This is a genomic window from Gracilibacillus xinjiangensis (assembly GCF_042651765.1).
Taxonomy (GTDB): Bacteria; Bacillota; Bacilli; order Bacillales; family Amphibacillaceae; genus Gracilibacillus; species Gracilibacillus xinjiangensis.
In genome coordinates, this window is the sequence record NZ_JBHSDT010000004.1 from 24,937 (window position 1) to 50,806 (window position 25,870).

A 25,870-nucleotide genomic window follows, 5' to 3' on the forward strand; every position below is an offset into this window, starting at 1 on the left:
CTCCCGTCTTACAGGTTGCTTAAATATCTAAATTTTTAACATATATCGCATTATCTTGAATGAAATTCCGTCTTGGCTCTACCTTATCACCCATTAACATATCGAAGATTTGATCAGCTTCCATCGCATCCTCCAGGTTAACTTGCAGCAATGTTCTTGTATCTGGATCCATTGTTGTATCCCAAAGCTGTTCAGCATTCATTTCCCCAAGACCCTTATAACGTTGGAGACCTGGTTTTGGCTGGTTTGGCAATTCTTTTAATAATTGGTCCAACTCTTTATCACTATAAGTATAGTGAACAGCTTTTCCTTGTTTCACTTGGTATAAAGGTGGCTGAGCTATATAAACATAGCCATGTTCAATCAAAGGTCTCATGAATCGGAAAAGGAAAGTTAGAAGCAATGTACGAATATGGGCACCATCAACATCCGCATCTGTCATAATAACGATCTTATGGTATCGTGCTTTCGAGATATCAAATTCTTCACCGATACCTGTTCCCAGAGCAGTAATGATTGTACGAATTTCATTATTTGAAAGAATTTTATCCAGTCTGGCTTTCTCCACATTCAGTACCTTACCTCTCAGTGGGAGAATTGCCTGGAAATGTCTGTCTCTTCCTTGTTTTGCGGAACCACCTGCAGAATCCCCCTCTACAATATACAATTCACTAATAGAGGCATCACGTGAGGAACAGTCTGCTAATTTACCTGGTAAACTTGATACTTCCAAGGCACCTTTACGTCTAGTTAATTCCCTGGCTTTTTTTGCAGCAATTCGTGCACGGGAAGCCATTAACCCTTTATCAACAATAATTCGTGCTGTATTAGGATTTTCAAATAAAAACTTGGTAAAAAGTTCACTAAATGCTGAATCTGTAATCGTTCTTGCTTCACTATTTCCGAGTTTTGTCTTCGTTTGCCCCTCAAATTGCGGATCTGGATGTTTAATAGAGATAATTGCGGTTAAGCCTTCCCGAACATCATCACCTGTCAAGTTAGGGTCATTTTCTTTAAATAAATTATTTCTTCTCGCATAGTCATTAATAACACGGGTTAATCCAGTCTTGAACCCAGATTCATGGGTTCCGCCTTCGTGTGTACTAATATTATTTGCAAATGAGTAAATATTGCTTGCAAAGCCATCATTGTATTGCAAAGCAACCTCTACCTGGATATTATCCTCTTCTTTTTCCGCATAGAATGGCTCATGAAGTACTTCCTTTGAACGATTTAAATGCTCAACATATGATTTAATACCGCCCTCATAAAAGAACGTCTCCGTTTCTTTTTCTGGTTCTCTTTTATCTTGAATGGAGATTGTTAATCCTTTATTTAAAAAAGCTAGCTCACGTAATCTTGTTGCTAACGTTTCATAGTTGTATATCGTTGTTTCTGTAAAAATCTCATTATCTGGTTTAAATCTTGTTCGTGTACCTGTTATGTCTGTTTCCCCGATAACTTGTAAATCATTATTTGGTTTTCCTCGTGAAAAGCTCAAATGATATAAGTTGCCATCTCGATGGACATATACTTCCAGTTCACTAGAAAGGGCATTAACAACAGATGCACCAACACCATGCAACCCGCCGGACACTTTATAACCGCCACCGCCGAATTTCCCGCCAGCGTGTAAAACAGTCATAATTGTCTCTACAGCAGGGCGTCCGGTTTTTTCATGTAAACTTACAGGAATTCCACGCCCATTATCCACAACCGTTATACTGTTATCTTCTTCAATATATACTTCAATACGGTCACAATAGCCAGCTAACGCCTCATCAATACTATTATCAACAATTTCCCATACTAAGTGGTGTAACCCTTTTTCATTTGTAGAGCCGATGTACATACCAGGTCTCTTTCTGACTGCTTCAAGACCTTCCAATACTTGTATCTGATCAGCATCATATGCTTGTTCTTCGACATTTTGTTCTTCCATTGCCATTTCTATTTCACCCACATTCTCTAAATTTAATAATGGAAAAAAGCAAGATTATCTATGTTAATCCATCTCTTCTTCACTATTATCAGAGTAATTTTCTAGTTTACTTATAGTAGATATCATACTCGCTCTTTTCTTCAGCGTAAGAACAGACAATGGACTATAGTAAACTTTATCTGTTGTTACAACAATAGATTTCGTAACAGAGTCATCCGTCGTAACAGTCAGTTTCTTATCATTTAATCCTTGTAACATCTCGTCATTTATTGTCGAAGAATTAATTAAACTATAGTCAATGATTGCTACGACATGCTCTGATTGAATAACATGGTCATCTCCAATATGAATAAACATCTTATCCCTACTTTTATCTTGTTATTTTTCCATTTTGTACTTGAAATATTTCTGCTTTCTGTAATGTCTCATGATTAATCCCGTCAACACTTGTAGTAGATACAAATGTCTGTACTTTTCCTTCGATCGTGTCCAATAAATGAGACTGCCTAAAGTCATCTAATTCACTTAAGACATCATCAAGTAACAAGATGGGATAGTCACCAATTTCTTGATATATTAATTCGATCTCTGCAAGTTTCAAAGATAAGGCTGTTGTCCTTTGTTGGCCTTGTGAACCATATGTTTGAACATTTTTTCCATTCACAATAAATAGTAAGTCATCCCGATGCGGGCCAACTAATGTTGTTCCTCTTTCCACTTCTTTTTCTTCTATTTTTCCATAAGTGTCAGTGAAAATCTGTTTAATCATTTCTCTTGGATCATCTTCTGAAATTGGTATAGTGGTCTCATATTCTATTATTAGCTCCTCTAAACCTCGACTGATCCCATTGTGTATGTTTGCAGCCCATTTTTGCAGGTTTCTTAAGAAGATAAATCGTTTTTCAACAATGATTGTTGCATGTTCGATCATTTGCTCTGTTAATACATGCAACATCGTTCGGTCTTTTTGCTGCTTTTTCTGCAATTGCTTTAATAAATGGTTTCTTTGTTTTAATATTTTCACAAATTGACCTAAATGGTAAATATACACTGGCTGAATTTGACCTATTTCCATATCAATAAAACGTCTCCGTATTTGAGGACTTCCTTTTACTAAGTTTAAGTCTTCTGGTGCGAACATCACAATATTTAATGCACCAATATAATCACTGAGACGTCTTTGTTCTAAATGATTTAATTTTGCTTTTTTCCCTTTATTGGATATGGAGATTTCTATTGGGAATTCCTGTTTACGTTTATAGACACTACCCTCTATTTTAGCATAACTTTTGTTCCATTGGATTAATTCTTTATCTTTTGTTGTCCGATGTGATTTAGAAAATCCAAGTACATAGATAGCTTCCATCAGATTCGTCTTGCCTTGCGCATTTTCCCCTATAAAAACATTTACCTTATCATCGAACGTTGTTGATAACTCTTCATAGTTTCGGTAATTTGCCAATTTAAGTGTTCTTATATACATTCAGAGTTTCCCTCTCTATTTAGAAAAACTTACTTAATCTCTTGCTGCAACAATAAAAGTACCTACCTCTTCTACAACTACTTTATCACCCGGATACAATTTTCTCCCTCTGCGGTTTTCTAATTCATCATTAACGAAAACACCTGTCTCTTGGAGAAATACTTTAACCATTCCACCTGATTCCAGAATATTTGCTAATTTTAAAAATTGGCCTAATTGAATATATTCTGTATTGATTTCGATTCTTTCTTCCATCTTTTTTCACCATCTTCTATTGTAATATGCATAAATACCCGATCATTTCTTTCCTTTTATTATTATAGCCCTTCTATCTATATTACTAAACATTTTGCATGAAGAAAAGCGAACACAAAACACCGAACAAGGGAAAAGAGGAACAATGCAGCATTGTTCCTCTCTTCAATCATTCCTTTAAAATGTCCGGACTGGTAAGATTAATTGTAAAATTTGTTCATGGTCGATTGGTTTGATAATAAATGGGCGCATCGCACCAGTGAATTCAATTTTCACTTGATCAGTTTCCATTATTTTAAGTGCATCTATCATATATTTAGAACTAAAGGATATTTTTAACTCTTCCCCTTTAATTTCTTCAACTGTTAACTCTTCTTCTACTTTTCCAATTTCCGGTGAGTTACTTGATATTTCTATCATAGCATTTCCTTTTGTTTGAAGTCGAATCACATTATTATGGTTTTCTTTTGCCAATAATGATGCCCTGTCCACTGCCTGAAGTAATTGTTTCGTGTTAGCGAATAAAATTGTCTTACTTTCTTCAGGAATCAGCCTTGCAGTTTCAGGGTATTTCCCATCAAGCAAACGTGATAAGAAATATAGATGATTTGTCTGGAAAGCAATTTGGTTGTCTGTCACACTAATATAAATTTTTTCTTCCGTGTCATCTAAAATTTTACTTAGCTCATTCAAGCTCTTTCCTGGAATGACAACTTGACTATCAGGGAAGTTATCAAATGATGTCTCTAACGGGATATTGCTGGCAGCCAGCCGATGCGAATCTGTTGCAACAAATTTCAATTGCCCCTCTTCAACTCTTAGATTAACACCAGTTAATATTGGCCTTGTTTCAGATGTAGACACAGCAAAAACGGTTTGTTTGATCATATTTTTCAATAAATTAATTGGTAATTCAAAGCTTGTGTCTGTCTGAATTTGTGCAATTTGCGGGTACTCCTCTGGATCTTGTCCATTTAAGTGAAATTCAGCATGTCCAGATTTGATCGTTACTTGCAATTGTTCATCTGATTCGATCATTACTGTATCTTTTGGTGATTTGCGGATTATTTCAGGAAAATACTTAGCATGAACAATGATTTCTCCTATTTCAATTTCATCAATAAATTGAATGCCTTCTTCTTCGATTGGGATAAAAGATTCAATAGTAATATCTGAGTTGCTCCCAGTTAATTTTATTCCATCCTCTTTCACATGCATTTTTAATCCGGATAAAATAGGGATAGCTGTCTTGGATGAAATTGCTTTTGTTACATGTTGTATACTTTCCATTAATTTATCTCGATTGATTGTTACTTTCATTTTAATCCTCCTTGAGGAAGTCATATTATATATTAATTATTAATAATAAAATCGTAGTAATAGTAATAGGTGCTGTGATTATGTGGATAACTCAAATTTCACGTTTAAAAGAGAGTTATCCAGATGTGGATAAACTGTTAGCTCTTTTATCTTACTTATCCACAAAACTCACAAAGAAATTTCTTATAGTGATTTTAGTTGTTCCTTGATATCTTCAATTTCTTTTCCTAATAATTGATCGGTTCCTAGTAATTTTGAAATCTTCTCGTGCGCATGAATGACAGTTGTATGGTCCCTTCCTCCGAATTCTTCGCCAATTTTAGGCAGAGAGAAATCTGTAAGTTCACGAGAAAGATACATAGCTATTTGTCGAGGGAAGGCAATAGACTTCGTTCTTTTCTTTGCAGTGAATTCTTCTAATTTTACATTATATCTTTTCCCGACCGCTTCCTGGATATGTTGGATTGTAATTACTTTTGGTCTTGATGTCGGAATAATGTCTTTAAGTGCTTCTGCTGCAAGAGATGCATCAATATCTTGATTGGTTAAAGAAGAATATGCGACAACCCGTATAAGTGCACCTTCCAGTTCACGTATATTCGTATCAATTTGATTAGCGATATACAGCATCACTTCATTTGGTATATCCAGCCCCTCAGCTTTTGCCTTTTTACGTAAAATTGCTATTCTAGTTTCTAAATCCGGTGGTGTAATATCTGTAATAAGTCCCCATTCAAATCTTGATCTTAAGCGATCCTCTAATGTAGGTATTTCTTTCGGCGGTCTGTCACTGGAAATGATAATTTGCTTATTTTCTTCATGTAATGTATTAAAAGTATGAAAAAATTCTTCTTGTGTTTGTTCTTTTCCAGCTAGAAACTGAATATCATCTATTAATAAGACATCTACATTTCTATACTTGTTTCGGAAATTAACGGCTTTATTATCCCTGATAGAATTAATAAATTCATTCGTAAATTTCTCAGATGATAGATAAACAACTTTTGCTGAAGGATTGTGGTCTAGCACATAATGGCCAATTGCGTGCATTAAGTGTGTTTTACCCAAACCAACGCCACCATAAATAAATAATGGATTATAGGCTTTAGCAGGGGCTTCCGCCACAGCAAGTGATGCAGCATGCGCAAATCTATTGCCTGAACCTATAACGAAAGTTTCAAAGGTATACTTATCATTCAGCATCGATTTAGGTGATGTATAATTGGTTTGATTGGGAACAACTGCTTTCTTTTGTGTTTGTGTTTGTTCCGTCTCTAGTCCGTTTGATGATTCGGGAATGATAAATTTCACTGCTAGTTTTGCACCAGTAATTTCATACAGCACTTCTGAAATAATATTTGTATATTTGGATTCCAGCCAGTCTCTAGTAAATTCATTTGGTGCAGAAATAATGACAGTATCCCCTTGAATTTGTTCAATTAATGTATTTTTCAACCACGTGTCATAGCTTGGCTTACTAACCTTATCCTTTATATTATCTAAGGTTTTTTGCCAAAGATCTTCGATGTTTTCCAACTAGAAATCCCTCCTCTCTTGATCCCCTATATGATTAATCTGCCAATAATAAGCTGTGGATAATTTTCCACTGACAAAAAAGAGGAAAACTAAAAAAATCAGTTTTCCACATACTTGTGAATAATTAATTAAACAGAGTGTGAATTATTGTCCACACATTATCCACACTCTGTGGATAATGTAGCTGCACGAAATTTTTATTAACAATATAAAACATATATATGTTATCAAAAAAAGCCGATAATTGCAATGTTTTATATTGACTTATCCACAAGTTAGACAGATTGTGCGCAATTATTATCCTCATAGGTAAAATATGTGCATAATTTGTCGATAAAAGAGGGACAAGTTTAACTTGGGTAAAAAATTATCCACAGCAAAACTGTTATATAACAATAGTGGAGTTTTACTGTTATATAGCAGCTTGCTAGGTAAACAAAAAAATATTAACTTTACATTGACTACTAACACAATAAAAAGTATAATGATTAAGACTGTCTAATCGATTATGATTTTTAAAATTTCCTCAGGGAGGTGCATATATAATGAAAAGAACATTTCAACCAAATAATCGTAAACGTAAAAAAGTTCATGGATTCCGTGTGCGTATGAGCACTAAAAATGGACGTAAAGTACTTGCTCGCCGTCGTAAGAAAGGTAGAAAAGTATTATCTGCATAGGCCACTGATATTTTCAGTGGTCTTTTTCTGCTATAATGACCGCGTTAATAGACATAATAACTAATGAAGAAGATTTGCTATAAATAATGGAGGCGCTGGTAGTAATGAAGAAAACATTTAGAATAAAGAAAAATAGAGAATTTCAACAGGTTTTCAAAAATGGCGCCTCTTTTGCAAATCGGCAATTAGTAATATATTATTTACAGAAGAAAGATCAGGCTCATTATCGTGTCGGTTTGTCAGTTAGTAAGAAAATTGGGAATGCAGTTGTCCGAAATCAAATTAAACGATATTTAAGACAAGCTTTTATCGAATTAAATGATGAAATAAAAGCCAGTTATGATATAATTATCATTGCTAGACAACCGGTAACCGATTGTGATTTCCATCAAGTAAAGAAAAGTGTACAGCATTTATTATTTAAGACGGAATTGTTAATCAAATAGTAATTTTGTTTATATGTACATATATTTGCTAGAAGATATATTTATACGAATGATAAAATGGTATGAAAAAAGTATGTGTTGGTTTAAGGAGGATAAAAATGCGTAAGAAGCTCCTGTTGTTAACAGGCTTAGTAGCAGTTTTAGTATTGCTTTCTGGCTGTACAGAGGTAGATCAGGATATTACAGCAGAAAGTGAAGGGATTTGGAATAAGTATTTTGTTTATCCATTATCATGGTTACTAGTAAAAGTAGCCGAATTTTTCAATGCTGATTTTGGATACGGTTTATCCATCGTGATTGTAACTATATTAATCCGTTTAATCTTATTACCATTAAATATTAAACAAATTAAAAGTTCCAAAGCAATGCAAGAGATTCAGCCAGAGTTACAGAAACTGAGAGAAAAATACAGCTCAAAAGATCAACAAACCCAAATGAAGTTACAGCAAGAAACTATGGAATTATTCCAAAAGAGCGGGGCGAATCCGTTAGCCGGATGTTTGCCGATTATTGTGCAAATGCCGATCTTATTAGCATTTTACCATGCAATTATGCGTACAGGTGCGCTCGATGGTCACCATTTCTTATGGTTCCAATTGGACACACCGGATCCGTATTATATTTTGCCAGTATTAACAGCTGTATTTACATTTTTCCAGCAGAAATTAATGATGGCAGGAACGAATATGCAGCAAAATGCAATGATGCCGCAAATGACTTTAATGCTATATATTATGCCAATTATGATTGGTGTTTTTGCGATTTTCTTCCCGGCAGCATTGGCATTATACTGGGCAGTAGGTAATATTTTTATGATTTTCCAAACATTACTGGTTAAAAACCCGATGATGAAAAAAATGGATAATGAAAATGCTACAGGAGGACCTAAGAAGTGAGACAAGTAACTGCTACTGGACAAACAGTTGATGCAGCGGTCCAATCCGCATTACAGCAGTTAAACATCACAGAGGACCAAGCAAAGATAGAAATTATTGATGAAGGTAAAAAAGGGCTTTTAGGTTTATTTGGTTCAAAACCAGCTATTGTAAAAGTTATCCAAGATGAAAATCCTGTTGAAAAACTGGAAGAATATATTCGTAAAATAGTACAAGAGTTCGATAAAGATCTTAAAGTACAGACAACCGAGCAAAATAATCAAATTACATGTGAATTAAGTGGTGAGAAAATTGCTATGTTGATTGGCAAGAGAGGACAAACCCTTAATGCGATTCAATACTTGGCACAATTGGCAATTCACCAATTCGCGGATAAATATTACACAGTTGTAGTCGATGCGGAAGGTTATCGCGCTCGAAGAAAAGATACATTGATTCAATTAGCGAACCGCTTGTCAGATAGAGCGATACAAACTCGCCGGAGTGTCAAAATTGAACCAATGCCATCATATGAAAGAAAAATTATTCATTCAGCGTTGCAAAATAACCGAAAGGTAACGACAGATTCAGAGGGGACAGAACCAAATCGATATGTCGTGATCCATCCAGTAAAATAAAATAGGGAACGATGAAGTAATGGCTTATGGATCTGGCCATTACTTTTTTTTGTGGAATTGCCAAGATTAAAGAACTAATTCTCATTTTGCTAACAACCCTTTGAGAAAGTGGATGTTTTCCATTAGAGGAATGGGATTTTCTCCAATAATACATTTTATTAGAAAGTTGGATGAGTGGAAGCGGGAAAAAGTTATTCACATGTGGATAATTTATTCAGAAATATAAAACACTAATTTTAGTGTGGATATCTTTTCAAAAGGGTATGTGGTGTGGTATTCTAATAAGTTAGTGGTAGTTTTTCTAAAAAAGATGTTAAGAGCTTATTTAAATATAGATCAAAAATGTAGGTATGGAGGTGAAATGTGATGGAAAAAGATACGATTGCAGCAATTTCTACGCCAATTGGTGAAGGGGCTATTGCGATTGTTCGTTTAAGTGGGGAAGAAGCTGTAACCATTGTTAATCCTTTATTCGATGGCAAAGATTTAGAAAGTGTCGGTTCACATACGATTCATTACGGAAAGCTGCTCGATCCTCATACAAATGAGATGGTCGAGGAAGTTATGGTGACAGTAATGAAAGGACCGAAGACTTTTACTAAAGAGGATGTTATTGAAATTAACTGTCATGGTGGATTAGCTTCTGTAAACCGATTATTAGAAATTGTGCTGTCAAGGGGTGCCAGATTAGCCGAACCGGGCGAATTTACCAAACGGGCTTTTTTAAATGGGAGAATTGATTTGTCTCAGGCAGAAGCGGTAATGGATCTAATTCGTGCAAAAACAGACAAAGCAATGAATATCGCCTTAAAACAGCTTGATGGAAAGTTGTCGAAATTAGTCAACCAACTTCGTCAATCGTTAATCGAGACAGTAGCACATGTCGAAGTAAATATAGATTATCCAGAATATGATGATGTAGAAGAAATGTCCCATCACTTATTACGTGAGAAAACGGAGGAAGTACACCAAGAGGTTGAGCGATTATTAAGTATGGCAAGACAAGGGAAAATATTACGTGAAGGTATCGCTACGGCAATAATAGGCCGACCGAATGTGGGGAAATCATCCTTACTCAATGCATTGGTACATGAAACGAAAGCGATCGTTACAGATATACCTGGTACGACAAGAGATGTCATTGAAGAATATGTGAATATTAGAGGAATTCCACTAAGACTTGTAGACACTGCAGGAATCCGTGAAACAGAGGATATCGTTGAAAAGATCGGTGTCGAAAGATCGCGACAAGTATTAAAAGAATCAGATCTGATTTTGCTTGTATTAAATTACGGAGAAGAACTTTCTGAAGAGGATCGTCAGTTGTTTGAAGCAGTTAAAGGGTTAGAGTTTATTGTTATCGTTAATAAAACAGATTTACCTCAAGCATTAGATTTGGATGAAGTGAAACAATTAGCTGGTGATCAAAAAGTCATTACAACAGCATTAATAGAAGATAAGGGCATTGATCAGCTGGAAGAAGCCATTGCAGAAACATTTTTTGCTGGCGATATTGAATCAGGTGACCTTACTTACGTATCGAATGTACGTCATATCCAGTTATTGCAAGAAACAATGAAAGCATTAGATGAGGCTAAAGATGCTATTGATGCCAATATGCCAATTGACTTAGTTCAGATTGATGTGACAAGAGCATGGGAATTGCTTGGTGAAATTGTTGGAGACACAGTTCAAGATAGTTTAATTGATCAACTGTTTTCACAATTCTGTTTAGGAAAATAAATGATATAGAAAGAAGGAATCAGCAATGTCAACTTATGAAGCTGGTCAATATGATGTAATAGTTGTCGGTGCAGGACATGCTGGCGTAGAAGCAGCTTATGCTGCTGCGAAACGTGGTGCGAAAACATTAATGTTAACAATGAACCTTGATATGATCGCATTTATGCCATGTAATCCATCGATCGGTGGTCCGGCAAAAGGTATAGTAGTACGTGAAATTGATGCACTTGGTGGATTAATGGGGAAAGTAATTGATAAAACCTATATCCAGATGCGGATGTTGAATACAGGGAAAGGGCCTGCAGTTCGAGCATTAAGAGCACAGGCTGACAAACCATTGTATATCCAGGAAATGAAAAATGCATTAGAAAAAGAATCTAACCTTACCCTTAGACAGGGAATGGTCGAGAAGTTAGTAATAGAAGATGGAAAATGCCAAGGTGTGATTACAGAAACGAAAGCATTATACCGTGCCAAGTCGGTAATCATTACGACAGGAACATTTATGCGTGGACGTGTAATTATTGGAGATATTTCTTATGAAAGTGGTCCAAACAATCAGCGTGCAAGTATCAAGCTGGCAGAGAACTTAGAAGAGCTTGGGTTTGAACTAGTTCGTTTTAAAACCGGAACACCGCCACGTGTTATCAACCATTCGATTGATTACAGTAAAACAGAAATCCAGCCAGGGGATGAAAGCCCTCAGCATTTCTCTTATGAAACAACAGAGGAAATTACAGATCAGATCCCTTGCTGGTTAACTTATACGAATGAGAAAACACATGGGATTATAAATGACAACTTAGGTTTATCTGCCATGTATTCTGGAATGATTAAAGGGACAGGACCACGTTATTGCCCGTCCATCGAAGATAAAATTGTTCGTTTCCATGATAAACCACGTCACCAAATATTCTTAGAGCCTGAGGGCAGAAATACAGAAGAAGTGTATGTTCAAGGATTATCCACTTCTTTACCAGAATATGTTCAAAGAGAAATCTTGAGAAGTATTCCAGGCCTAGAAGAGGCAGAAATTATGAGAGCGGGATATGCAATTGAATATGACGCAGTAGTCCCAACTCAATTATGGCCGACATTAGAAGTGAAAAATGTAGAAGGTGTCTTCACTGCTGGTCAAATTAATGGTACTTCTGGTTATGAAGAAGCTGCTGGACAGGGGATTATGGCTGGAATCAATGCTGCTGCAAAAGCTCTGAATAAGGACACATTAATTTTAGATCGCTCGCAAGCGTATATTGGTGTGTTAATTGACGACTTAGTGACAAAAGGAACGAGCGAACCTTATCGTTTATTGACATCCCGTGCGGAATACCGTCTATTATTAAGACATGATAATGCCGATTTGCGCCTAACGGATATTGGCTATAAATTAGGATTAATATCAGAGGAACGTTATCAGAAATTCGAAGAGAAAAAACGTCTTATTGAGGAAGAAAAACAACGTCTCCAGGAAATTCGTTTGAAACCAACGGAACAATTACAATCTTTGATGGAAGAGATCGGGGGAACAAGGCTGAAAGACGGTATACTGGCATATGATCTGCTGAAGCGCCCTGAAGTAACCTATGATGTGATTGATCAAGTTTGTCCAGCAGAGCTGGAAATAGCTTCCGACGTAAAAGAACAAGTGGAAATTCAAATTAAATATCAAGGCTACATTACGAAATCCAATCAACAGGTCGAAAGAATGAAGAAGATGGAAAACAAACTTATTCCTGAAAATATAGATTATGATGCAATAAGTGGCATAGCGACAGAGGCAAGAGAGAAATTGAAAAAGATTCGTCCATTATCTGTTGCCCAAGCTTCTCGAATTTCCGGAGTAAATCCTGCTGATGTTTCCATTTTGCTAGTATATATTGAACAAGGAAATGTAGCGAAAGTATCCAATGAATAATTAGTAATCAAAAAGTCCGGTAAAAATAATCCTCGAATTTCACTGTTGGTCTGCTCATGTAATTAGCAAACACAAGTGAAATTCCTGGTCCTTTTTATCCTCCTTTTTGAACACACATTTAAATAAAAGGAGCATATATTTCTATGAACGTAAATGCTTTTCGTGAGAAATTAAGAGATAAAGGTATAGAGTTATCTGATCAACAGATAGCTCAATTTGAAAATTATTATGAAATATTAGTTGAATGGAACGAAAAAATGAACTTAACAGCAATTACAGAAAAAGAAGAGGTGTTTGTTAAGCATTTTTATGATTCCATTTCCGCTGCATTTTATTTTGATTTTACAAAAGATATTCATTTATGTGATGTTGGTGCCGGAGCTGGGTTTCCGAGTATCCCATTAAAAATCTGCTTTCCAAATATTCATGTCACCATTGTTGATTCATTAAAAAAACGGATAACCTTTTTAAATCATCTGGCAGCAAACTTAGAATTGCAAGGGGTATCATTCCATCATAATAGGGCAGAAATATTTGGCCAAGATGAACAGTTTCGCCATCGATATGATGTTGTATTAGCGCGGGCAGTGGCAAAAATGTCTGTATTAAGTGAATTATGCTTACCTTTAGTACGCACAAATGGTGTGTTTATTGCAATGAAAGGGGCAAATGCTGCACAGGAATTGAAGGAGGCAGATGCTGCTATCGATTTACTTGGCGGTAAATTGAATAAGGTGGAAGAATTCCAATTACCTGATGATAATGGGGAACGAAATATTATAATTCTTGATAAAAAAAGAAAAACACCAAAGAAATTCCCTCGTAAGCCAGGGGTTCCGAGTAAAACACCACTCTCTTAAAAACTTTGTCTAAAAATATTGTTATGAAAAGTAAAATATTATGAATATTTTACTACCTTATTTGATTTTATTTATGATAAAATAAGATTACAGATTATATGTGCTATGTTCCACGTGAAACAATTTGGAATATGGGTCGGCTTCTATGACTTGCTTTCCTGGATGAAGCAAGTTTTTCTGTCGGAGAAGGGCAGCTCCAGGTGTTAGAGATTAGAGACGTGTTCCCGAAAGTAACTTACAAATATAGGAGACTCTCCTCTCACATGTTAGAGGTATAATCCAACATATACCGTTGGATGAAAGTTATCATTGGTATGCAGACTCACCGTAATTCTTTATCTCAATTGCTCTTGTCCAATAGTCATGTTTCTATTCGGGCGCTTTTCGCTTTTCTAATATCATTTGTATATATATTATTCGGTTAAGTTTTATGAAGGTGGTGTTTTTTTATGTTACACCCATTTGGTCGGTTATTTGGTATGGGAGATAAAGTAGAAGAAATAGAGAGTTTGGAAGAAGAGGTAACAGTGGAGAATGATGAAGTTGTTTTTCTTCCGATATCTAATATTCAAGCAAATCAATATCAGCCAAGGTCGATTTTTGATGAAGAAAAAATAAAAGAATTAGCACAAACATTGCAGACACACGGACTTATTCAACCAATTGTAGTTAGGCCGATTGCGGACACAGAAGATCAATTTGAAATTATCGCAGGTGAACGGCGTTGGCGTGCTGCAAGCAGTTTAAATTGGGACAAGATTCCGGCAATCATTCGGGAAATGTCAGATAAAGAGACTGCCTCCGTTGCATTAATAGAAAATTTACAACGTGAAGAATTGACTGTTATTGAAGAAGCGAAAGCATATTTAAGATTGATAGAATTGCATCAATTAACACAAGAAGCATTAGCACAAAGGCTGGGAAAGAGTCAATCAACAATCGCTAACAAAATGCGTTTGTTAAAGCTTCCTGAAGAAGTACATCAGGCAATTTTAGAAAAGAAGATAACAGAAAGACATGCAAGAGCACTTATCCTTTTAAAAGAAGAAGAACAACAGCTGAAAGTCTTGCAATATATTATAGAACGAGAGTTAAATGTAAAGCAGACAGAAGCTTATATTGAAAAATTGCTGGATAATAATAAGCCGAAAAAGAAACCAAGATTAAAAGGGATCAATAAAGATATGAGAATTGCAATGAACACGATTAGACAATCTTTGGATATGGTTTCTGAAACAGGGATAGACTTGGAGACGGATGAACAAGACCTCGAGGATTATTATCAAATTACTATTAAAATACCAAAGAAGAAATAATCACCATTCACTCATCTACAGCAAGGTGGGTGAATTTTTATGTTTCTTTATAGTGGAGATTCCAGATTTTTATTAATGACACACAGATAAAATGAAAGTTTAGCGAATTTATTATGAAAATATAAAAAATAAACATTAAATTTTTATGATTTAAGAAAAAAATAAAAATAGTAGTGTTATAATAGAATAGAAAATTTGAAAAGTTGCAAGAGGTAGGTGACGTCATGGGAAAAGTCATTGCGATAGCGAATCAAAAAGGTGGCGTAGGAAAAACTACTTCATCTGTCAATTTAAGTGCATGTTTGGCACATTTAGATAAAAAAATACTCCTTGTTGATATTGATCCGCAAGGCAATTCGACAAGTGGGCTAGGGGTTAACAAGGCAGATGTAGATTCATGTGTTTACAATATATTAGTAGATGATATTGAGGCATCTGATGTTTTAGTCCAAACACAGATTAATCACATGGATATCATCCCTGCAACAATCCAATTAGCTGGAGCAGAAATTGAGTTAGTTTCAACTATATCACGTGAAATACGGTTAAAAAAAGCCATTGATAGTGTAAGAGATCAGTATGATTATGTGATTATTGACTGTCCACCATCATTAGGTTTATTAACAATTAATGCATTAACTGCAGCAGATTCCGTTTTAATTCCTGTCCAATGTGAATATTACGCACTTGAAGGGTTAAGTCAATTACTAAATACGATTCGATTAGTCCAAAAGCATTTGAACCAGGATCTGGCAATTGAAGGGGTTCTGTTAACAATGTTAGATGCTCGAACTAACTTGGGGATCCAGGTAATTGAAGAAGTCAAAAAATACTTCCAAAGTAAAGTGTATCAATCGATTATTCCGAGGAATGTAAGGTTGGGTGAAGCACCTAGTCATGGACAGCCTATTATTACATATGACCCTAAATCAAAAGGGGCAGAGGTGTATTTAGATTTAGCAAAGGAAGTGATTGCTAATGGCTAAGGGATTAGGGAAAGGATTAGATGCATTTTTTTCTGATATTGATGAAAAGTCTGATGAGGTAATTGAGGAAATACCGTTAGCGAAATGCCGCCCTAATCCTTATCAACCTCGTAAAGTGTTTGAAGCAGATGCGATCGAGGAATTAAAAGAATCCATATTACAACATGGAATCCTCCAGCCAGTAATCGTCAGGAAAAGTGTCCGGGGCTATGAGATTGTTGTCGGTGAGCGCAGGTACAGAGCAGCCAAAGAAGCAAATTTAAAAACAATCCCTGCCATCGTCAAGAAATTGACGGATGATCAAATGATGGAATTCGCTCTACTGGAGAACATTCAACGGGAAGACTTAACGCCGATAGAAGAGGCGAATGCTTATGACCGGTTAATTAATGAATTAGGTATTACACAGGAATTGTTAGCACAACGTTTAGGGAAAAGTCGTTCACATATTGCGAATCTTATCCGGTTATTGAGCTTACCTGAAGAAGTGATTGCCAAAATCAACAATGGGGCAATATCTATGGGGCATGGCAGAGCATTATTAGGATTAAAAGATAAAGAAAAAATGATACCATTAGCTAATAAAATTACGACAGAGAAATTAAACGTCAGGCAAGTGGAAGCACTTATTCAAACATTAAATGACCAAAATAAGAAGAAAATAGAAAAGAAAGTTAAAAAAGATATCTTCCTTGAAGAAAAGGAAAATCAATTAAAAGATTACTTTGGTACAAATGTTAAAATCAATCGTGGAAAACGAAAAGGTAAAATTGAAATTGAATTTTTCTCAGAAGATGACTTAAATCGTATTTTGGATAAAATGGAAGGATAAATAAAAGGAAAACAGTCTGATCATTTTATATGGTGATCAGGCTTCTTCATGTTGTGAAAAGAAGTGAAATGGGGTTGAGTTGATGGCATTGTATGGGACTTTAGTGAATGGTGCACTTATTATTATTGGTACGTGCATTGGTCTTATTTTTACTAAAATACCTGAGCGTATAAAAGATACGGCACTGCAGGGCATTGGTTTAGTTGTATCATTAATTGGATTGCAAATGGCAATTCAAGCAGAAAATATTGTGATGATTTTATTAAGTTTATTGGTTGGTTCCATCATTGGTACAGCCTTTCAGTTAGAAAATAAAATAAATCTGCTTGGACAAAAGCTGGAAAGTAAAGTTACCAAAGATAGTAAAGGAAATATTACGGAAGGATTTGTCACAGCAACACTTATTTTTGCGATTGGGGCGATGGCGATTATCGGTGCATTGGATGGTGGGTTAAGAGGTGACCATGAAGTTCTGGTTACAAAGGCATTTTTAGATGGTTTTATGGCAATGGTATTATCCTCTACATTAGGTTATGGTGTGATTTTTTCAGTTATTCCCGTAGTGTTGTACCAGGGAACCATTGCTTTGCTTGCAGTACAAATTAATAAATGGATACCAGAAGCATATTTTGAATTATTTATTTCAGAAATGACTGCACTAGGTGGTCTCTTAATTTTAGCGATTGGTTTAAATATATTGAAATTGACGAAGATTAAGATAGGTGATTTCTTACCGGCAATTTTATTGTTTGTTTTATTTTTCTATGGATATCATTCCTTTTTTTAAGTTTTAAGGAGAATCATTTACATTTCCTCATAGCTAAAGTAGTTGAAGCATACTTTTATACTAATTGATTTATCATTTTTTTCTTAAAAGTATGTTGTATTGATGGGGGAATAGCTATGTGGAGAGCTGGTTTTAAATGGATGTTCTTAATTATTGGAACGATGATTGGTGCAGGTTATGCTTCAGGCAGGGAATTGTGGCAATTTTTCGGGAATGAAAGTGGACTAGCTATTCTGCTGTTTATGTTGTTATTTATAGCAGGCGTCTATATTATTATGTATATATGTTACTCCTATAAAACTTCCAGTTATTTAACCGTATTAGAAATATTAATCGGGAAGAAAACAGCTAAATATTATGATGTTTTAATCTTTTTCTATTTAGTTTCTACAACAGTTGTGATGATAGCAGGGAGTGGAGCTACATTTGAAGCTGTTTCTATTCCTTCATGGATTGGTATTATTTTCATTGTTTGTATTATGATCCTGGTATTTATCCGCGGCATACATGGTGTGATCACATTGAATCTATGGATATTGCCTATCCTTATTACTGGTCTAATGGCAGTTTTAATTAAGTACTCAATTGATCAGAAATTAACCTATATTCTGGATTTGGACAACCAAAATAACTGGTATGCTGCCTTTACTTTTACAGCACTAAATATTCTGTCCATATTAGCAGTATTAGGGGCTGTTGGGGAAAAAATTCAGTCCAAAGGGGAAATATGGATTGCCAGTATAGGAAGTGGACTGATATTAGGAATTATCTCTTATATTTATAATAACAGTTTGATCCAAATATCTGAAATTATTATTTTATATGAAATTCCTTTATTTGCTATTTTAAAAAATTATCCGGCTTATACTTATATTGTTATGTCCATTTTATTATGGGCAGCAATTTTTACAACAGCAGTCTCAGGTCTATTAGGAATAGTGACAAGAATTCAAACAGTAGTGACAATGGATTTATGGAAAATTGCGACAATCACTTTAATTATCTTACTTCCACTGACTCAAATTGGTTTCTCAACGTTAATTGCCTGGATCTATCCAATATACGGGATTGTCAATTTAGTATTATTAGCTGCCATATTCCTATTTCCATTAAATAAAAAGGGAATTACTAAAGATAGGTTATGATTTATCCATTTTCTATATTATAATAAAAGATATAATTCATAGGGTAAGAAGGTGACAGAATGGAACGGAAAGATTTTCAATTAAATGATATCGTAGAGATGAAGAAAGCCCATCCATGTGGAGAAAATCGCTGGAAGATTATTCGAATGGGCATGGATATTCGAATAAAATGCGAAGGATGTGGCCATAGTGTCATGCTGCCACGCAGGAGATTTGAGCAAAAAATGAAAAAGGTGTTACAAAGTGCGGAATAAAAAATGTTTCACGTGAAACATTTTTCGTGTTTTCGTTTTACAAATTGATTAGACAGGTTTAAATGCTCGGTCAAATTATCATTTTTTTTCATGTATGTGATAAGAAAAGGCTGTTTTTTAAACTTGTCATTCATCACAAGTAAATCTATAATTGGTATGACCGAAACGTTCATATGGACGGTAATCCTTAAGGAGTGAAAGTTTAATGGCATTGACAGCAGGAATCGTTGGTTTACCTAACGTGGGTAAATCAACTTTATTTAATGCAATAACACAAGCAGGAGCAGAATCAGCAAATTACCCATTCTGTACGATTGACCCTAATGTAGGGATCGTGGAAGTACCTGACACGAGACTACAGAAGTTAACAGAACTAGTAAAACCGAAAAAAACTATTCCAACAGCATTTGAGTTCACAGATATTGCAGGGATTGTAAAAGGAGCGAGCAAGGGAGAAGGTCTTGGTAACCAGTTTCTTTCCCATATCCGCCAGGTTGATGCAATTTGTCATGTTGTCCGCTGTTTTCAGGATGATAATATTACACACGTTAGCGGGAAGGTAGATCCGATTTCTGATATTGAAACAATTAACTTGGAGTTAATCTTAGCTGATTTAGAGACAGTATCTAAACGACTTCAACGTGTAGAAAAGCTAGCAAAACAAAAGGATAAAGAAGCAGTAGCAGAATTTGAAGTGTTATCTAAATTGAAGGATGCTTTTGAAGAGGAAAAACCAGCAAGAGCAGTAGAATTTAATGAAGAACAGCAAAAGCTCGTGAAAGGTCTTCATTTGTTAACAAGTAAATCTGTTCTCTATGTAGCAAACGTAGGGGAAGATGAACTGCTGGATGCAGACAGCAATGAAAATGTACAAGTAGTAAAGGATTTTGCAGAAAAGGACGAGGCAAAAGTAATCGTGGTTAGTGCCAAGGTAGAATCAGAAATCGCTGAACTGGATGGAGAAGAAAAAGAAGAATTCTTACAAGAGTTAGGTATTCCTGAATCTGGCTTAGATCAATTAATTAAAGCAACGTATCAATTGCTTGGGCTTGCGACATACTTTACAGCTGGTGAGCAGGAAGTTCGCGCATGGACGTTTAAGAAGGGTATTAAAGCACCACAGGCTGCTGGTATCATTCATACTGACTTTGAAAAAGGTTTTATTCGAGCGGAAACCGTTGCCTATGATGATTTAGTTGAGGCAGGATCAATGCAAGCAGCGAAAGAAAAAGGAAAAGTTCGATTAGAAGGTAAGGAATACTTGGTGAAAGATGGAGATGTTATGCACTTCCGATTTAACGTATAGTCTGTATCGCCTGTAGACATATTTATTTAAAATTTTATTTGCATTGGTATGCAGTATTTGGTATAATATTTTATTGTGAGTAATGACATATATTACTCCTTGCTCTATTTAATAATATGGAGCCGCTAAGACCAAAAGGAGGTGCAAAACGGATGAATAAATATGAAATCATGTACATCATCCGCCCAAATATCGAGGAGGAAGCTCAAACTGCTTTAATCGAGCGTTTTAACGGAATTCTTACAGATAATGGTGCGGAAATCGAAAAAGTTGAAGAAGTAGGTAAGAAACGTCTTGCTTATGAAATCAATGATCATCGTGATGGTTACTATGTAGTTATTAACTTCAAAGGTGATGAAGCAGCAATTAATGAATTCAATCGTCAAGCGAAGTTCTCTGATGATATCATTCGCTACATGGCAATTCGTGAAGACGATCAATAATAAGGAGTGGTTCTGATGTTGAATCGTGTCGTACTTGTCGGCAGGTTAACGAAAGATCCAGACTTGCGTTATACACCGAGTGGAGTAGCTGTAGCAAACTTTACTATTGCAGTTAATCGCCCTTTTTCTAATCAACAAGGACAACGTGAAGCTGACTTTATTAACTGTGTTGTTTGGAGAAGACCAGCTGAAAACCTGGCCAATTTTATGAGTAAAGGTAGTCTAATTGGTGTGGATGGTCGTGTTCAAACACGTAGCTATGATGATCCTGACGGGAAACGTGTTTTTATAACAGAAATTGTTGCTGATTCTGTACAGTTCTTAGAATCAAAAGGTGGCTCACAAGGAGGACAACCTGGCGGTCAAGGAGCTCAAGGTGGTTATAATCAAAACCAAAGTCAGAATCAACCAAATCAAATGAATCAATACAATCAAAACAACAATCAAAACAACAATCAAAATAATTCAAATAATCAAGGAAATAACAATCCAGACAATCCATTCCAGGATAGTGGAGAGCCGATTGATATTTCTGATGATGACTTACCATTTTAATTAAAAATAAAAAAGGAGGTTATGAATAATGGCAGCTCGTCGTGGACGCGCAAAGCGTCGTAAAGTGTGTTTCTTCACAGCGAACGGTATTACACACATTGACTATAAAGATGTTGACTTATTAAGACGTTTCGTTTCTGAACGTGGAAAAATTCTTCCTCGTCGTGTAACAGGAACTTCTGCAAAATACCAACGTAAACTGACAAAAGCTATTAAGCGTGCTCGTCAAATGGCGCTTTTACCTTATGTAACTGAATAAAAAAGAGACTGTCCCACAGTTTTTCAACTTGGGGCAGTTTTTTTATGCTAAAGAAATGAGAAGAATACTCCATGTTTGCTATTTCTCATTAGATAAATAGCACATATGTAAGCATACGGGCAGTGCCTCTAAAATCCGATGCTAACCAAAAATATATTTCTGCGATATCAACCATGCACCCCCTGTACAGCTTTCCCATTGGATTCTCAATTTGTCATTGTTTTCCTTCCTGCTATAATAAATGATCCTGTTTCGTTGTTTTCTAATTCAGTTTTATCTTTACATGATAGATCAAATTCTCTTATACTGGCGGAGAGATAGTATAAGGCTACTCACTCAAGTATGTGATACGAGTTCATTAATACATATAAAAATATATATTATCATGAGCTATACTCGAATATATTCGTGTTTTGGTGAAAAGGGAGAGAGATATTGATTGTTTTTATACAAATAAACGTTCAAATCCGAATATTTTCTGTTATACCCTTGACATATGTCTTGTATTTGCTATGATAGAAAAAACTTAGATTACTCTTTAAAAATAGAATGAAAGAAGTTTTTTGTTAATTCAAACAATTTATCATCGCACCTCTAACTGTATCGGTGTTATAATAAAGTAGTAATTTAATTGTTCAGTTAAAAAGTGAAATGTTTCACGAATAGTAAAAGGCTTTATTTAATTGCGGGAGGGGACAACAATTATGGCATTTAAAGTACTAATAAGTGATCCATTAAGTGAAGATGGAATTCAACCATTAAGAGAAGCAGATAATATTGAAGTAGATATACAAACAAGCTTATCTGCAGACGAATTAGCAGAGAAGATTGGCGAATATGATGCTCTGCTTGTACGCAGTCAAACAAAAGTAACAAGAGATATTATCAGCAAGGCGAAGAAATTGAAGATCATTGGCCGTGCTGGTGTAGGTGTAGATAATATTGATTTAAGTGCAGCAACAGAATTCGGAATTATTGTTGTGAATGCACCAGACGGGAATACAAATTCAGCAGCTGAGCATACTGTTGCAATGCTAATGTCTTTAGCTCGTAAGATTCCTCAAGCATATGCCGCATTAAAAAATGGGAAATGGGATCGTAAGACACATGTCGGTGTAGAGTTAAAAGGTAAAACATTAGGTGTTATCGGTATGGGTAGAATTGGTGTAGAAGTAGCAACACGTGCAAAAGGGCAGCGAATGAATGTAATTGGTTATGATCCATTTTTAACGAAAGAAAGAGCAGATAAACTTGGCATTGATTTTGGTTCTGTGGAGGATGTTATTAAAGTTGCCGACTTTATTACAGTACATACACCTCTTATTAAAGAAACGAAACATATGATCAATAAAGATGCATTTGCGAAAATGAAGGATGGCGTAAGAATCATTAACTGTGCCCGCGGTGGTATTATTGATGAAGAAGCCTTATATGATGCCATTAAATCAGGTAAAGTTGCAGGTGCAGCACTAGATGTGTTTGAAGAAGAACCGGCAACTGACCACCGTTTACTGGAATTACCGGAAGTTATTGCAACACCACACTTAGGTGCTAGTACAGTGGAGGCACAAGAAAATGTAGCAATTGATGTCAGCCATGATGTGACAAGATATTTAACAGAAGGTGTTGCACGCAATCCAGTTAATTTACCTTCTGTACCAAAAGAAGTATTGAACAAGATTGAACCATACTTCCATTTATCAGAGAAATTAGGTACCTTTTTAACATACTTAACAAGTGGTGTTGTGGAAGAGATTAATATTTCTTATTCTGGTGATTTAACAGAACTAGAAGTAGCGCCATTAACTCGAAATACAATTAAAGGTCTCTTAAAACGCCACCTTGGTGATCATGTAAATGATGTGAATGCTTCATACCTGGCAGAAAAACGCGGCATCCAGGTAAATGAAAATAAATCTTCTTCACCGAAAGGATTTACGAATCTACTTAAGGTAGAAGTGAAAACAAAGGATGTTACACGCTCTATTGCTGGTACATTACTAAATGGATTAGGACCACGGATTGTCCAAGTAGATGCATACAGTGTTGATGTCGTGCCTGAAGGTAATCTAGTTGTTATTAAACACAATGATCGTCCTGGGGTTATTGGTAAAGTAGGCAGCATGTTTGCACAAAAAGGTATTAATATTGGTGCAATGCAGGTAGGCCGCTCAGATGTTGGCGGAGAAGCTATTATGATTTTGTCTGTTGATAGATACCTGGAAGATGAAGAAATTGAAGCATTAAAGCAAATTGATGAAATTGAAAAATTAACAGCAATGGAACTTTGATAAAGAAAAAAACAAGAGCTATTCTTTAAAGAGAAGGGCTCTTGTTTTTTATTACTCAAAAAATGGGAAGTTTCAGTATACTGACAATATTAGAAAATGGCATGCGCAATGCTTATATTATTTCAAACAATTCGTCTAAATGTTTGATCTCATATGTTGGTTTTACATCTGTTGGTGTTTTATTTTCACGATTAATCCAGACACTTTTTATTCCGGTTCTGTTGGCACCTAAAATATCTGTCATTAAGTTGTCACCGACCATAATCGCATCTTCTTTCGCTACGTTTGCTGTTTGAAGTACATGCTCGAAGATACTTGGATCCGGCTTCCCTTTACCAAAACTGCCGGAAATAATGATATGATCAAAGAATGGCTTTAGTTCAGGTGTAATGGTTAGTTTAGTATTCTGCAGATCAGGTGAGCCATTTGTTAACATAATTAATTGATATTTCCCCTGAAGCTTTCTTAATACATCAAATGTTTCTTCATAAACAAACGGACTCTTTTTTCGATTGATTGGGAATTGTTCGGCCAGATATGCACCAAATTCTGGATCATCTATTCCAAGCTGTTTCAAGCCATTTGTCCACGCATCTTTGCGGTATGTTGGCACAATCTCTGCCATTTTTTTGAAATATGTATGATCATCAAGAAAGTTGCCCCAAAGACCTTCGAAAGGATTAATCCCGATCATTTGGGTAAATTCGTATGTCTCATAACCCTGGTACAATTTTCTAGCTTGTTCCCTTACAGCTTCTTCAAGATTCTCACTATCGACACCATACTTATCTGTTGCTAATTGGCATGTCGCAACAAAGGCTTCTTTAACACTTTTTTTGTCCCATAACAACGTATCATCAAGGTCAAATATAATCGTTTTAACCATTTTCCTTCCTCCTCCTATCAGTTCTTTCATTATTATAATGGAACAACCTGTCCTTCGTATAGGGAAAAAGTTAGAATTATAAGGAATGGCCGATTAAAGGGATTCTGATAGCATCATATGTTTACTTCGTTTATAATGGCTAAAGTGTATGGTTTAATTGAGGAGGACATGTAATGAATGAAAAAACCTTAAATAGAAAGTACTTCTTATATATTTTGTTATACATTGGTATATTATTAGTCACTGTATTCGTTCCATTTTTGCAACTTCTAACGATTATGCTGCTTCCGATACCTGTTGTACTTTTACTGTTGCGATATCATCGGAGCTTATTTTTACTTGCGATTGGGATCGTAACATTATTTAGTTTCATTGTTTTCCCTGTATTATCGCTGCCAAATAGTTTGATCGCTATTTTGGGAGGAACAATGATTGGTTTCTCTATGAAAAAGCGACAGCATCCATATGAGACATGGTCGAAAGGAACAATGGGCTTTTTACTCGGTCTAGTCGGTGTCTATGCATATGTAGAAGCAGTATTGGGTATTTCGATTAGAGAAGTATATACTAATACAATGGATGAATCGCTTCAAATGACAGAGCAGATCATCCAAATGCTTGGGGTGTCACAGCTTTCTGCAGAAGATTTAAATTTAATCAGGGAACAGATGCTGGCTTTTCTGCAATTATTGCCAGTAGTATTGGTAGTTGTTTCAATGGTCATAGCAATAATTACACAATGGCTGTGTTATAAATGGATCAATCATAACAAGGAGGAAAAGTATTCTTTTCCCCCGTTCCGCAAGTTTCAATTACCGAAGTTAGTATTATGGATTTATTTCTTAACATTAATTTTTTCACTTTTTAGTGGAGACAGTGGATTTAGTCAAATGATATTATTAAATGTATCAAATTTAGCTGGTATTTTATTAATACTGCAAGGTTTGTCATTCGTTTTTCACTACAGTTATGTAAAAGCTAAGTCAAAAGCTCTACCTGTTATTAGTATTCTTGTAGTGATATTTTTTCCGGTCATAGGGCTTTATTTGATGAGAATCTTAGGTATAATTGACTTAGGATTTGAATTAAAAAAGAGAGTTTCTGAGTGAGATAC

Annotated in this window: 26 protein-coding genes; 19 read left to right on the forward strand and 7 right to left on the reverse strand. The window is 35.5% G+C overall.

Features of this window, described 5'->3' with window-relative positions:
• Positions 1–19: 19 nt before the first annotated feature.
• The 6 genes from gyrB to dnaA form a co-directional block, all read right to left on the reverse strand.
• Entirely contained in the window at positions 20–1,942 is a 1,923-nt protein-coding gene (gene gyrB / locus ACFOY7_RS04485) for a DNA topoisomerase (ATP-hydrolyzing) subunit B (RefSeq protein ID WP_390252040.1), read from the reverse strand.
• A 63-nt stretch (positions 1,943–2,005) separates the two neighbouring features.
• Positions 2,006–2,299, reverse strand: a complete 294-nt coding sequence (gene remB, locus ACFOY7_RS04490) for an extracellular matrix regulator RemB (protein WP_390249814.1) — start codon at positions 2,297–2,299, stop codon at positions 2,006–2,008.
• Between the two features lie 13 nt (positions 2,300–2,312).
• Entirely contained in the window at positions 2,313–3,425 is a 1,113-nt protein-coding gene (recF, locus tag ACFOY7_RS04495) for a DNA replication/repair protein RecF (protein WP_390249816.1), read from the reverse strand.
• A 33-nt stretch (positions 3,426–3,458) separates the two neighbouring features.
• Complete coding sequence (gene yaaA / locus ACFOY7_RS04500) at positions 3,459–3,680, reverse strand: S4 domain-containing protein YaaA (protein WP_390249818.1); 222 nt, start codon at positions 3,678–3,680, stop codon at positions 3,459–3,461.
• Positions 3,681–3,857: 177 nt separating this feature from the next.
• Positions 3,858–5,000, reverse strand: a complete 1,143-nt coding sequence (gene dnaN / locus ACFOY7_RS04505) for a DNA polymerase III subunit beta (RefSeq protein WP_390249820.1) — start codon at positions 4,998–5,000, stop codon at positions 3,858–3,860.
• Positions 5,001–5,183: 183 nt separating this feature from the next.
• Complete coding sequence (gene dnaA, locus ACFOY7_RS04510) at positions 5,184–6,536, reverse strand: chromosomal replication initiator protein DnaA (protein ID WP_390249822.1); 1,353 nt, start codon at positions 6,534–6,536, stop codon at positions 5,184–5,186.
• Between the two features lie 545 nt (positions 6,537–7,081).
• On the opposite strand from dnaA, the gene rpmH reads away from it, so the two are divergent.
• From rpmH to serA, 18 genes are all read left to right on the forward strand, one after another.
• Complete coding sequence (gene rpmH / locus ACFOY7_RS04515) at positions 7,082–7,216, forward strand: 50S ribosomal protein L34 (protein WP_390249824.1); 135 nt, start codon at positions 7,082–7,084, stop codon at positions 7,214–7,216.
• A gap of 104 nt (positions 7,217–7,320) precedes the next feature.
• Positions 7,321–7,662 (forward strand): ribonuclease P protein component, encoded by a 342-nt coding sequence (gene rnpA, locus ACFOY7_RS04520; protein WP_390249826.1) that lies wholly within the window; start codon positions 7,321–7,323, stop codon positions 7,660–7,662.
• 98 nt (positions 7,663–7,760) lie between these two features.
• Positions 7,761–8,558 (forward strand): YidC family membrane integrase SpoIIIJ, encoded by a 798-nt coding sequence (spoIIIJ, locus tag ACFOY7_RS04525; protein ID WP_390249828.1) that lies wholly within the window; start codon positions 7,761–7,763, stop codon positions 8,556–8,558.
• Complete coding sequence (jag, locus tag ACFOY7_RS04530) at positions 8,555–9,175, forward strand: RNA-binding cell elongation regulator Jag/EloR (RefSeq protein ID WP_390249829.1); 621 nt, start codon at positions 8,555–8,557, stop codon at positions 9,173–9,175. Before spoIIIJ ends, jag begins: the two co-directional genes overlap by 4 nt.
• Before the next feature lie 366 nt (positions 9,176–9,541).
• Positions 9,542–10,918: a tRNA uridine-5-carboxymethylaminomethyl(34) synthesis GTPase MnmE gene (gene mnmE / locus ACFOY7_RS04535; protein WP_390249831.1), complete on the forward strand. Its 1,377-nt coding sequence runs from the start codon at positions 9,542–9,544 to the stop codon at positions 10,916–10,918.
• A gap of 25 nt (positions 10,919–10,943) precedes the next feature.
• Positions 10,944–12,836, forward strand: a complete 1,893-nt coding sequence (gene mnmG, locus ACFOY7_RS04540) for a tRNA uridine-5-carboxymethylaminomethyl(34) synthesis enzyme MnmG (RefSeq protein WP_390249833.1) — start codon at positions 10,944–10,946, stop codon at positions 12,834–12,836.
• Positions 12,837–12,979: 143 nt separating this feature from the next.
• Positions 12,980–13,696, forward strand: a complete 717-nt coding sequence (gene rsmG, locus ACFOY7_RS04545; protein WP_390249836.1) for a 16S rRNA (guanine(527)-N(7))-methyltransferase RsmG — start codon at positions 12,980–12,982, stop codon at positions 13,694–13,696.
• A gap of 449 nt (positions 13,697–14,145) precedes the next feature.
• Positions 14,146–15,012, forward strand: a complete 867-nt coding sequence (gene noc, locus ACFOY7_RS04550) for a nucleoid occlusion protein (protein WP_390249838.1) — start codon at positions 14,146–14,148, stop codon at positions 15,010–15,012.
• A 224-nt stretch (positions 15,013–15,236) separates the two neighbouring features.
• Positions 15,237–15,998 carry a ParA family protein gene (locus ACFOY7_RS04555; RefSeq protein WP_390249839.1) on the forward strand — a complete coding sequence of 254 codons (762 nt, stop codon included), beginning with the start codon at positions 15,237–15,239 and terminating at the stop codon, positions 15,996–15,998.
• Entirely contained in the window at positions 15,991–16,830 is an 840-nt protein-coding gene (locus ACFOY7_RS04560) for a ParB/RepB/Spo0J family partition protein (protein WP_390249841.1), read from the forward strand. Before ACFOY7_RS04555 ends, ACFOY7_RS04560 begins: the two co-directional genes overlap by 8 nt.
• 82 nt (positions 16,831–16,912) lie before the next feature.
• Complete coding sequence (locus ACFOY7_RS04565) at positions 16,913–17,617, forward strand: DUF554 domain-containing protein (protein ID WP_390249843.1); 705 nt, start codon at positions 16,913–16,915, stop codon at positions 17,615–17,617.
• Positions 17,618–17,733: 116 nt separating this feature from the next.
• A complete protein-coding gene (locus ACFOY7_RS04570) occupies positions 17,734–18,762 on the forward strand; it encodes a YkvI family membrane protein (protein WP_390249845.1) in 1,029 nt (342 codons plus the stop codon).
• Positions 18,763–18,821: 59 nt separating this feature from the next.
• Complete coding sequence (locus ACFOY7_RS04575) at positions 18,822–19,016, forward strand: DUF951 domain-containing protein (protein ID WP_390249847.1); 195 nt, start codon at positions 18,822–18,824, stop codon at positions 19,014–19,016.
• A 205-nt stretch (positions 19,017–19,221) separates the two neighbouring features.
• A complete protein-coding gene (gene ychF / locus ACFOY7_RS04580; protein ID WP_390249849.1) occupies positions 19,222–20,322 on the forward strand; it encodes a redox-regulated ATPase YchF in 1,101 nt (366 codons plus the stop codon).
• A gap of 152 nt (positions 20,323–20,474) precedes the next feature.
• Positions 20,475–20,765, forward strand: a complete 291-nt coding sequence (gene rpsF, locus ACFOY7_RS04585) for a 30S ribosomal protein S6 (RefSeq protein WP_390249851.1) — start codon at positions 20,475–20,477, stop codon at positions 20,763–20,765.
• A gap of 15 nt (positions 20,766–20,780) precedes the next feature.
• The gene (ssb, locus tag ACFOY7_RS04590) at positions 20,781–21,320 is read left to right on the forward strand and encodes a single-stranded DNA-binding protein (protein WP_390249853.1); all 540 of its coding nucleotides are present in this window, start codon (positions 20,781–20,783) and stop codon (positions 21,318–21,320) included.
• Positions 21,321–21,348: 28 nt separating this feature from the next.
• Complete coding sequence (gene rpsR / locus ACFOY7_RS04595; protein ID WP_100358428.1) at positions 21,349–21,579, forward strand: 30S ribosomal protein S18; 231 nt, start codon at positions 21,349–21,351, stop codon at positions 21,577–21,579.
• A 704-nt stretch (positions 21,580–22,283) separates the two neighbouring features.
• Positions 22,284–23,870, forward strand: coding sequence for a phosphoglycerate dehydrogenase (gene serA / locus ACFOY7_RS04600; RefSeq protein WP_390249855.1), 1,587 nt, complete (start codon positions 22,284–22,286; stop codon positions 23,868–23,870).
• Between the two features lie 112 nt (positions 23,871–23,982).
• On the opposite strand, the gene ACFOY7_RS04605 is transcribed toward serA, so the two are convergent.
• Positions 23,983–24,756 carry an HAD family hydrolase gene (locus ACFOY7_RS04605; protein ID WP_390249857.1) on the reverse strand — a complete coding sequence of 258 codons (774 nt, stop codon included), beginning with the start codon at positions 24,754–24,756 and terminating at the stop codon, positions 23,983–23,985.
• A 173-nt stretch (positions 24,757–24,929) separates the two neighbouring features.
• Between ACFOY7_RS04605 and ACFOY7_RS04610 the strand changes: the two genes are divergently transcribed.
• Complete coding sequence (locus ACFOY7_RS04610) at positions 24,930–25,865, forward strand: DUF2232 domain-containing protein (RefSeq protein WP_390249859.1); 936 nt, start codon at positions 24,930–24,932, stop codon at positions 25,863–25,865.
• Positions 25,866–25,870: the final 5 nt, after the last annotated feature.

Coding starts and splice junctions, on each gene's coding strand:
- gyrB (WP_390252040.1), bottom strand. CDS start 1,942: ATGGAAGAACAAAATGTCGAAGAACAAGCATATGATGCTGATCAGATA.
- remB (WP_390249814.1), bottom strand. CDS start 2,299: ATGTTTATTCATATTGGAGATGACCATGTTATTCAATCAGAGCATGTC.
- recF (WP_390249816.1), bottom strand. CDS start 3,425: ATGTATATAAGAACACTTAAATTGGCAAATTACCGAAACTATGAAGAG.
- yaaA (WP_390249818.1), bottom strand. CDS start 3,680: ATGGAAGAAAGAATCGAAATCAATACAGAATATATTCAATTAGGCCAA.
- dnaN (WP_390249820.1), bottom strand. CDS start 5,000: ATGAAAGTAACAATCAATCGAGATAAATTAATGGAAAGTATACAACAT.
- rpmH (WP_390249824.1), top strand. CDS start 7,082: ATGAAAAGAACATTTCAACCAAATAATCGTAAACGTAAAAAAGTTCAT.
- rnpA (WP_390249826.1), top strand. CDS start 7,321: ATGAAGAAAACATTTAGAATAAAGAAAAATAGAGAATTTCAACAGGTT.
- spoIIIJ (WP_390249828.1), top strand. CDS start 7,761: ATGCGTAAGAAGCTCCTGTTGTTAACAGGCTTAGTAGCAGTTTTAGTA.
- mnmE (WP_390249831.1), top strand. CDS start 9,542: ATGGAAAAAGATACGATTGCAGCAATTTCTACGCCAATTGGTGAAGGG.
- mnmG (WP_390249833.1), top strand. CDS start 10,944: ATGTCAACTTATGAAGCTGGTCAATATGATGTAATAGTTGTCGGTGCA.
- rsmG (WP_390249836.1), top strand. CDS start 12,980: ATGAACGTAAATGCTTTTCGTGAGAAATTAAGAGATAAAGGTATAGAG.
- noc (WP_390249838.1), top strand. CDS start 14,146: ATGTTACACCCATTTGGTCGGTTATTTGGTATGGGAGATAAAGTAGAA.
- ACFOY7_RS04555 (WP_390249839.1), top strand. CDS start 15,237: ATGGGAAAAGTCATTGCGATAGCGAATCAAAAAGGTGGCGTAGGAAAA.
- ACFOY7_RS04560 (WP_390249841.1), top strand. CDS start 15,991: ATGGCTAAGGGATTAGGGAAAGGATTAGATGCATTTTTTTCTGATATT.
- ACFOY7_RS04565 (WP_390249843.1), top strand. CDS start 16,913: ATGGCATTGTATGGGACTTTAGTGAATGGTGCACTTATTATTATTGGT.
- ACFOY7_RS04570 (WP_390249845.1), top strand. CDS start 17,734: ATGTGGAGAGCTGGTTTTAAATGGATGTTCTTAATTATTGGAACGATG.
- ACFOY7_RS04575 (WP_390249847.1), top strand. CDS start 18,822: ATGGAACGGAAAGATTTTCAATTAAATGATATCGTAGAGATGAAGAAA.
- ychF (WP_390249849.1), top strand. CDS start 19,222: ATGGCATTGACAGCAGGAATCGTTGGTTTACCTAACGTGGGTAAATCA.
- rpsF (WP_390249851.1), top strand. CDS start 20,475: ATGAATAAATATGAAATCATGTACATCATCCGCCCAAATATCGAGGAG.
- ssb (WP_390249853.1), top strand. CDS start 20,781: ATGTTGAATCGTGTCGTACTTGTCGGCAGGTTAACGAAAGATCCAGAC.
- rpsR (WP_100358428.1), top strand. CDS start 21,349: ATGGCAGCTCGTCGTGGACGCGCAAAGCGTCGTAAAGTGTGTTTCTTC.
- serA (WP_390249855.1), top strand. CDS start 22,284: ATGGCATTTAAAGTACTAATAAGTGATCCATTAAGTGAAGATGGAATT.
- ACFOY7_RS04605 (WP_390249857.1), bottom strand. CDS start 24,756: ATGGTTAAAACGATTATATTTGACCTTGATGATACGTTGTTATGGGAC.
- ACFOY7_RS04610 (WP_390249859.1), top strand. CDS start 24,930: ATGAATGAAAAAACCTTAAATAGAAAGTACTTCTTATATATTTTGTTA.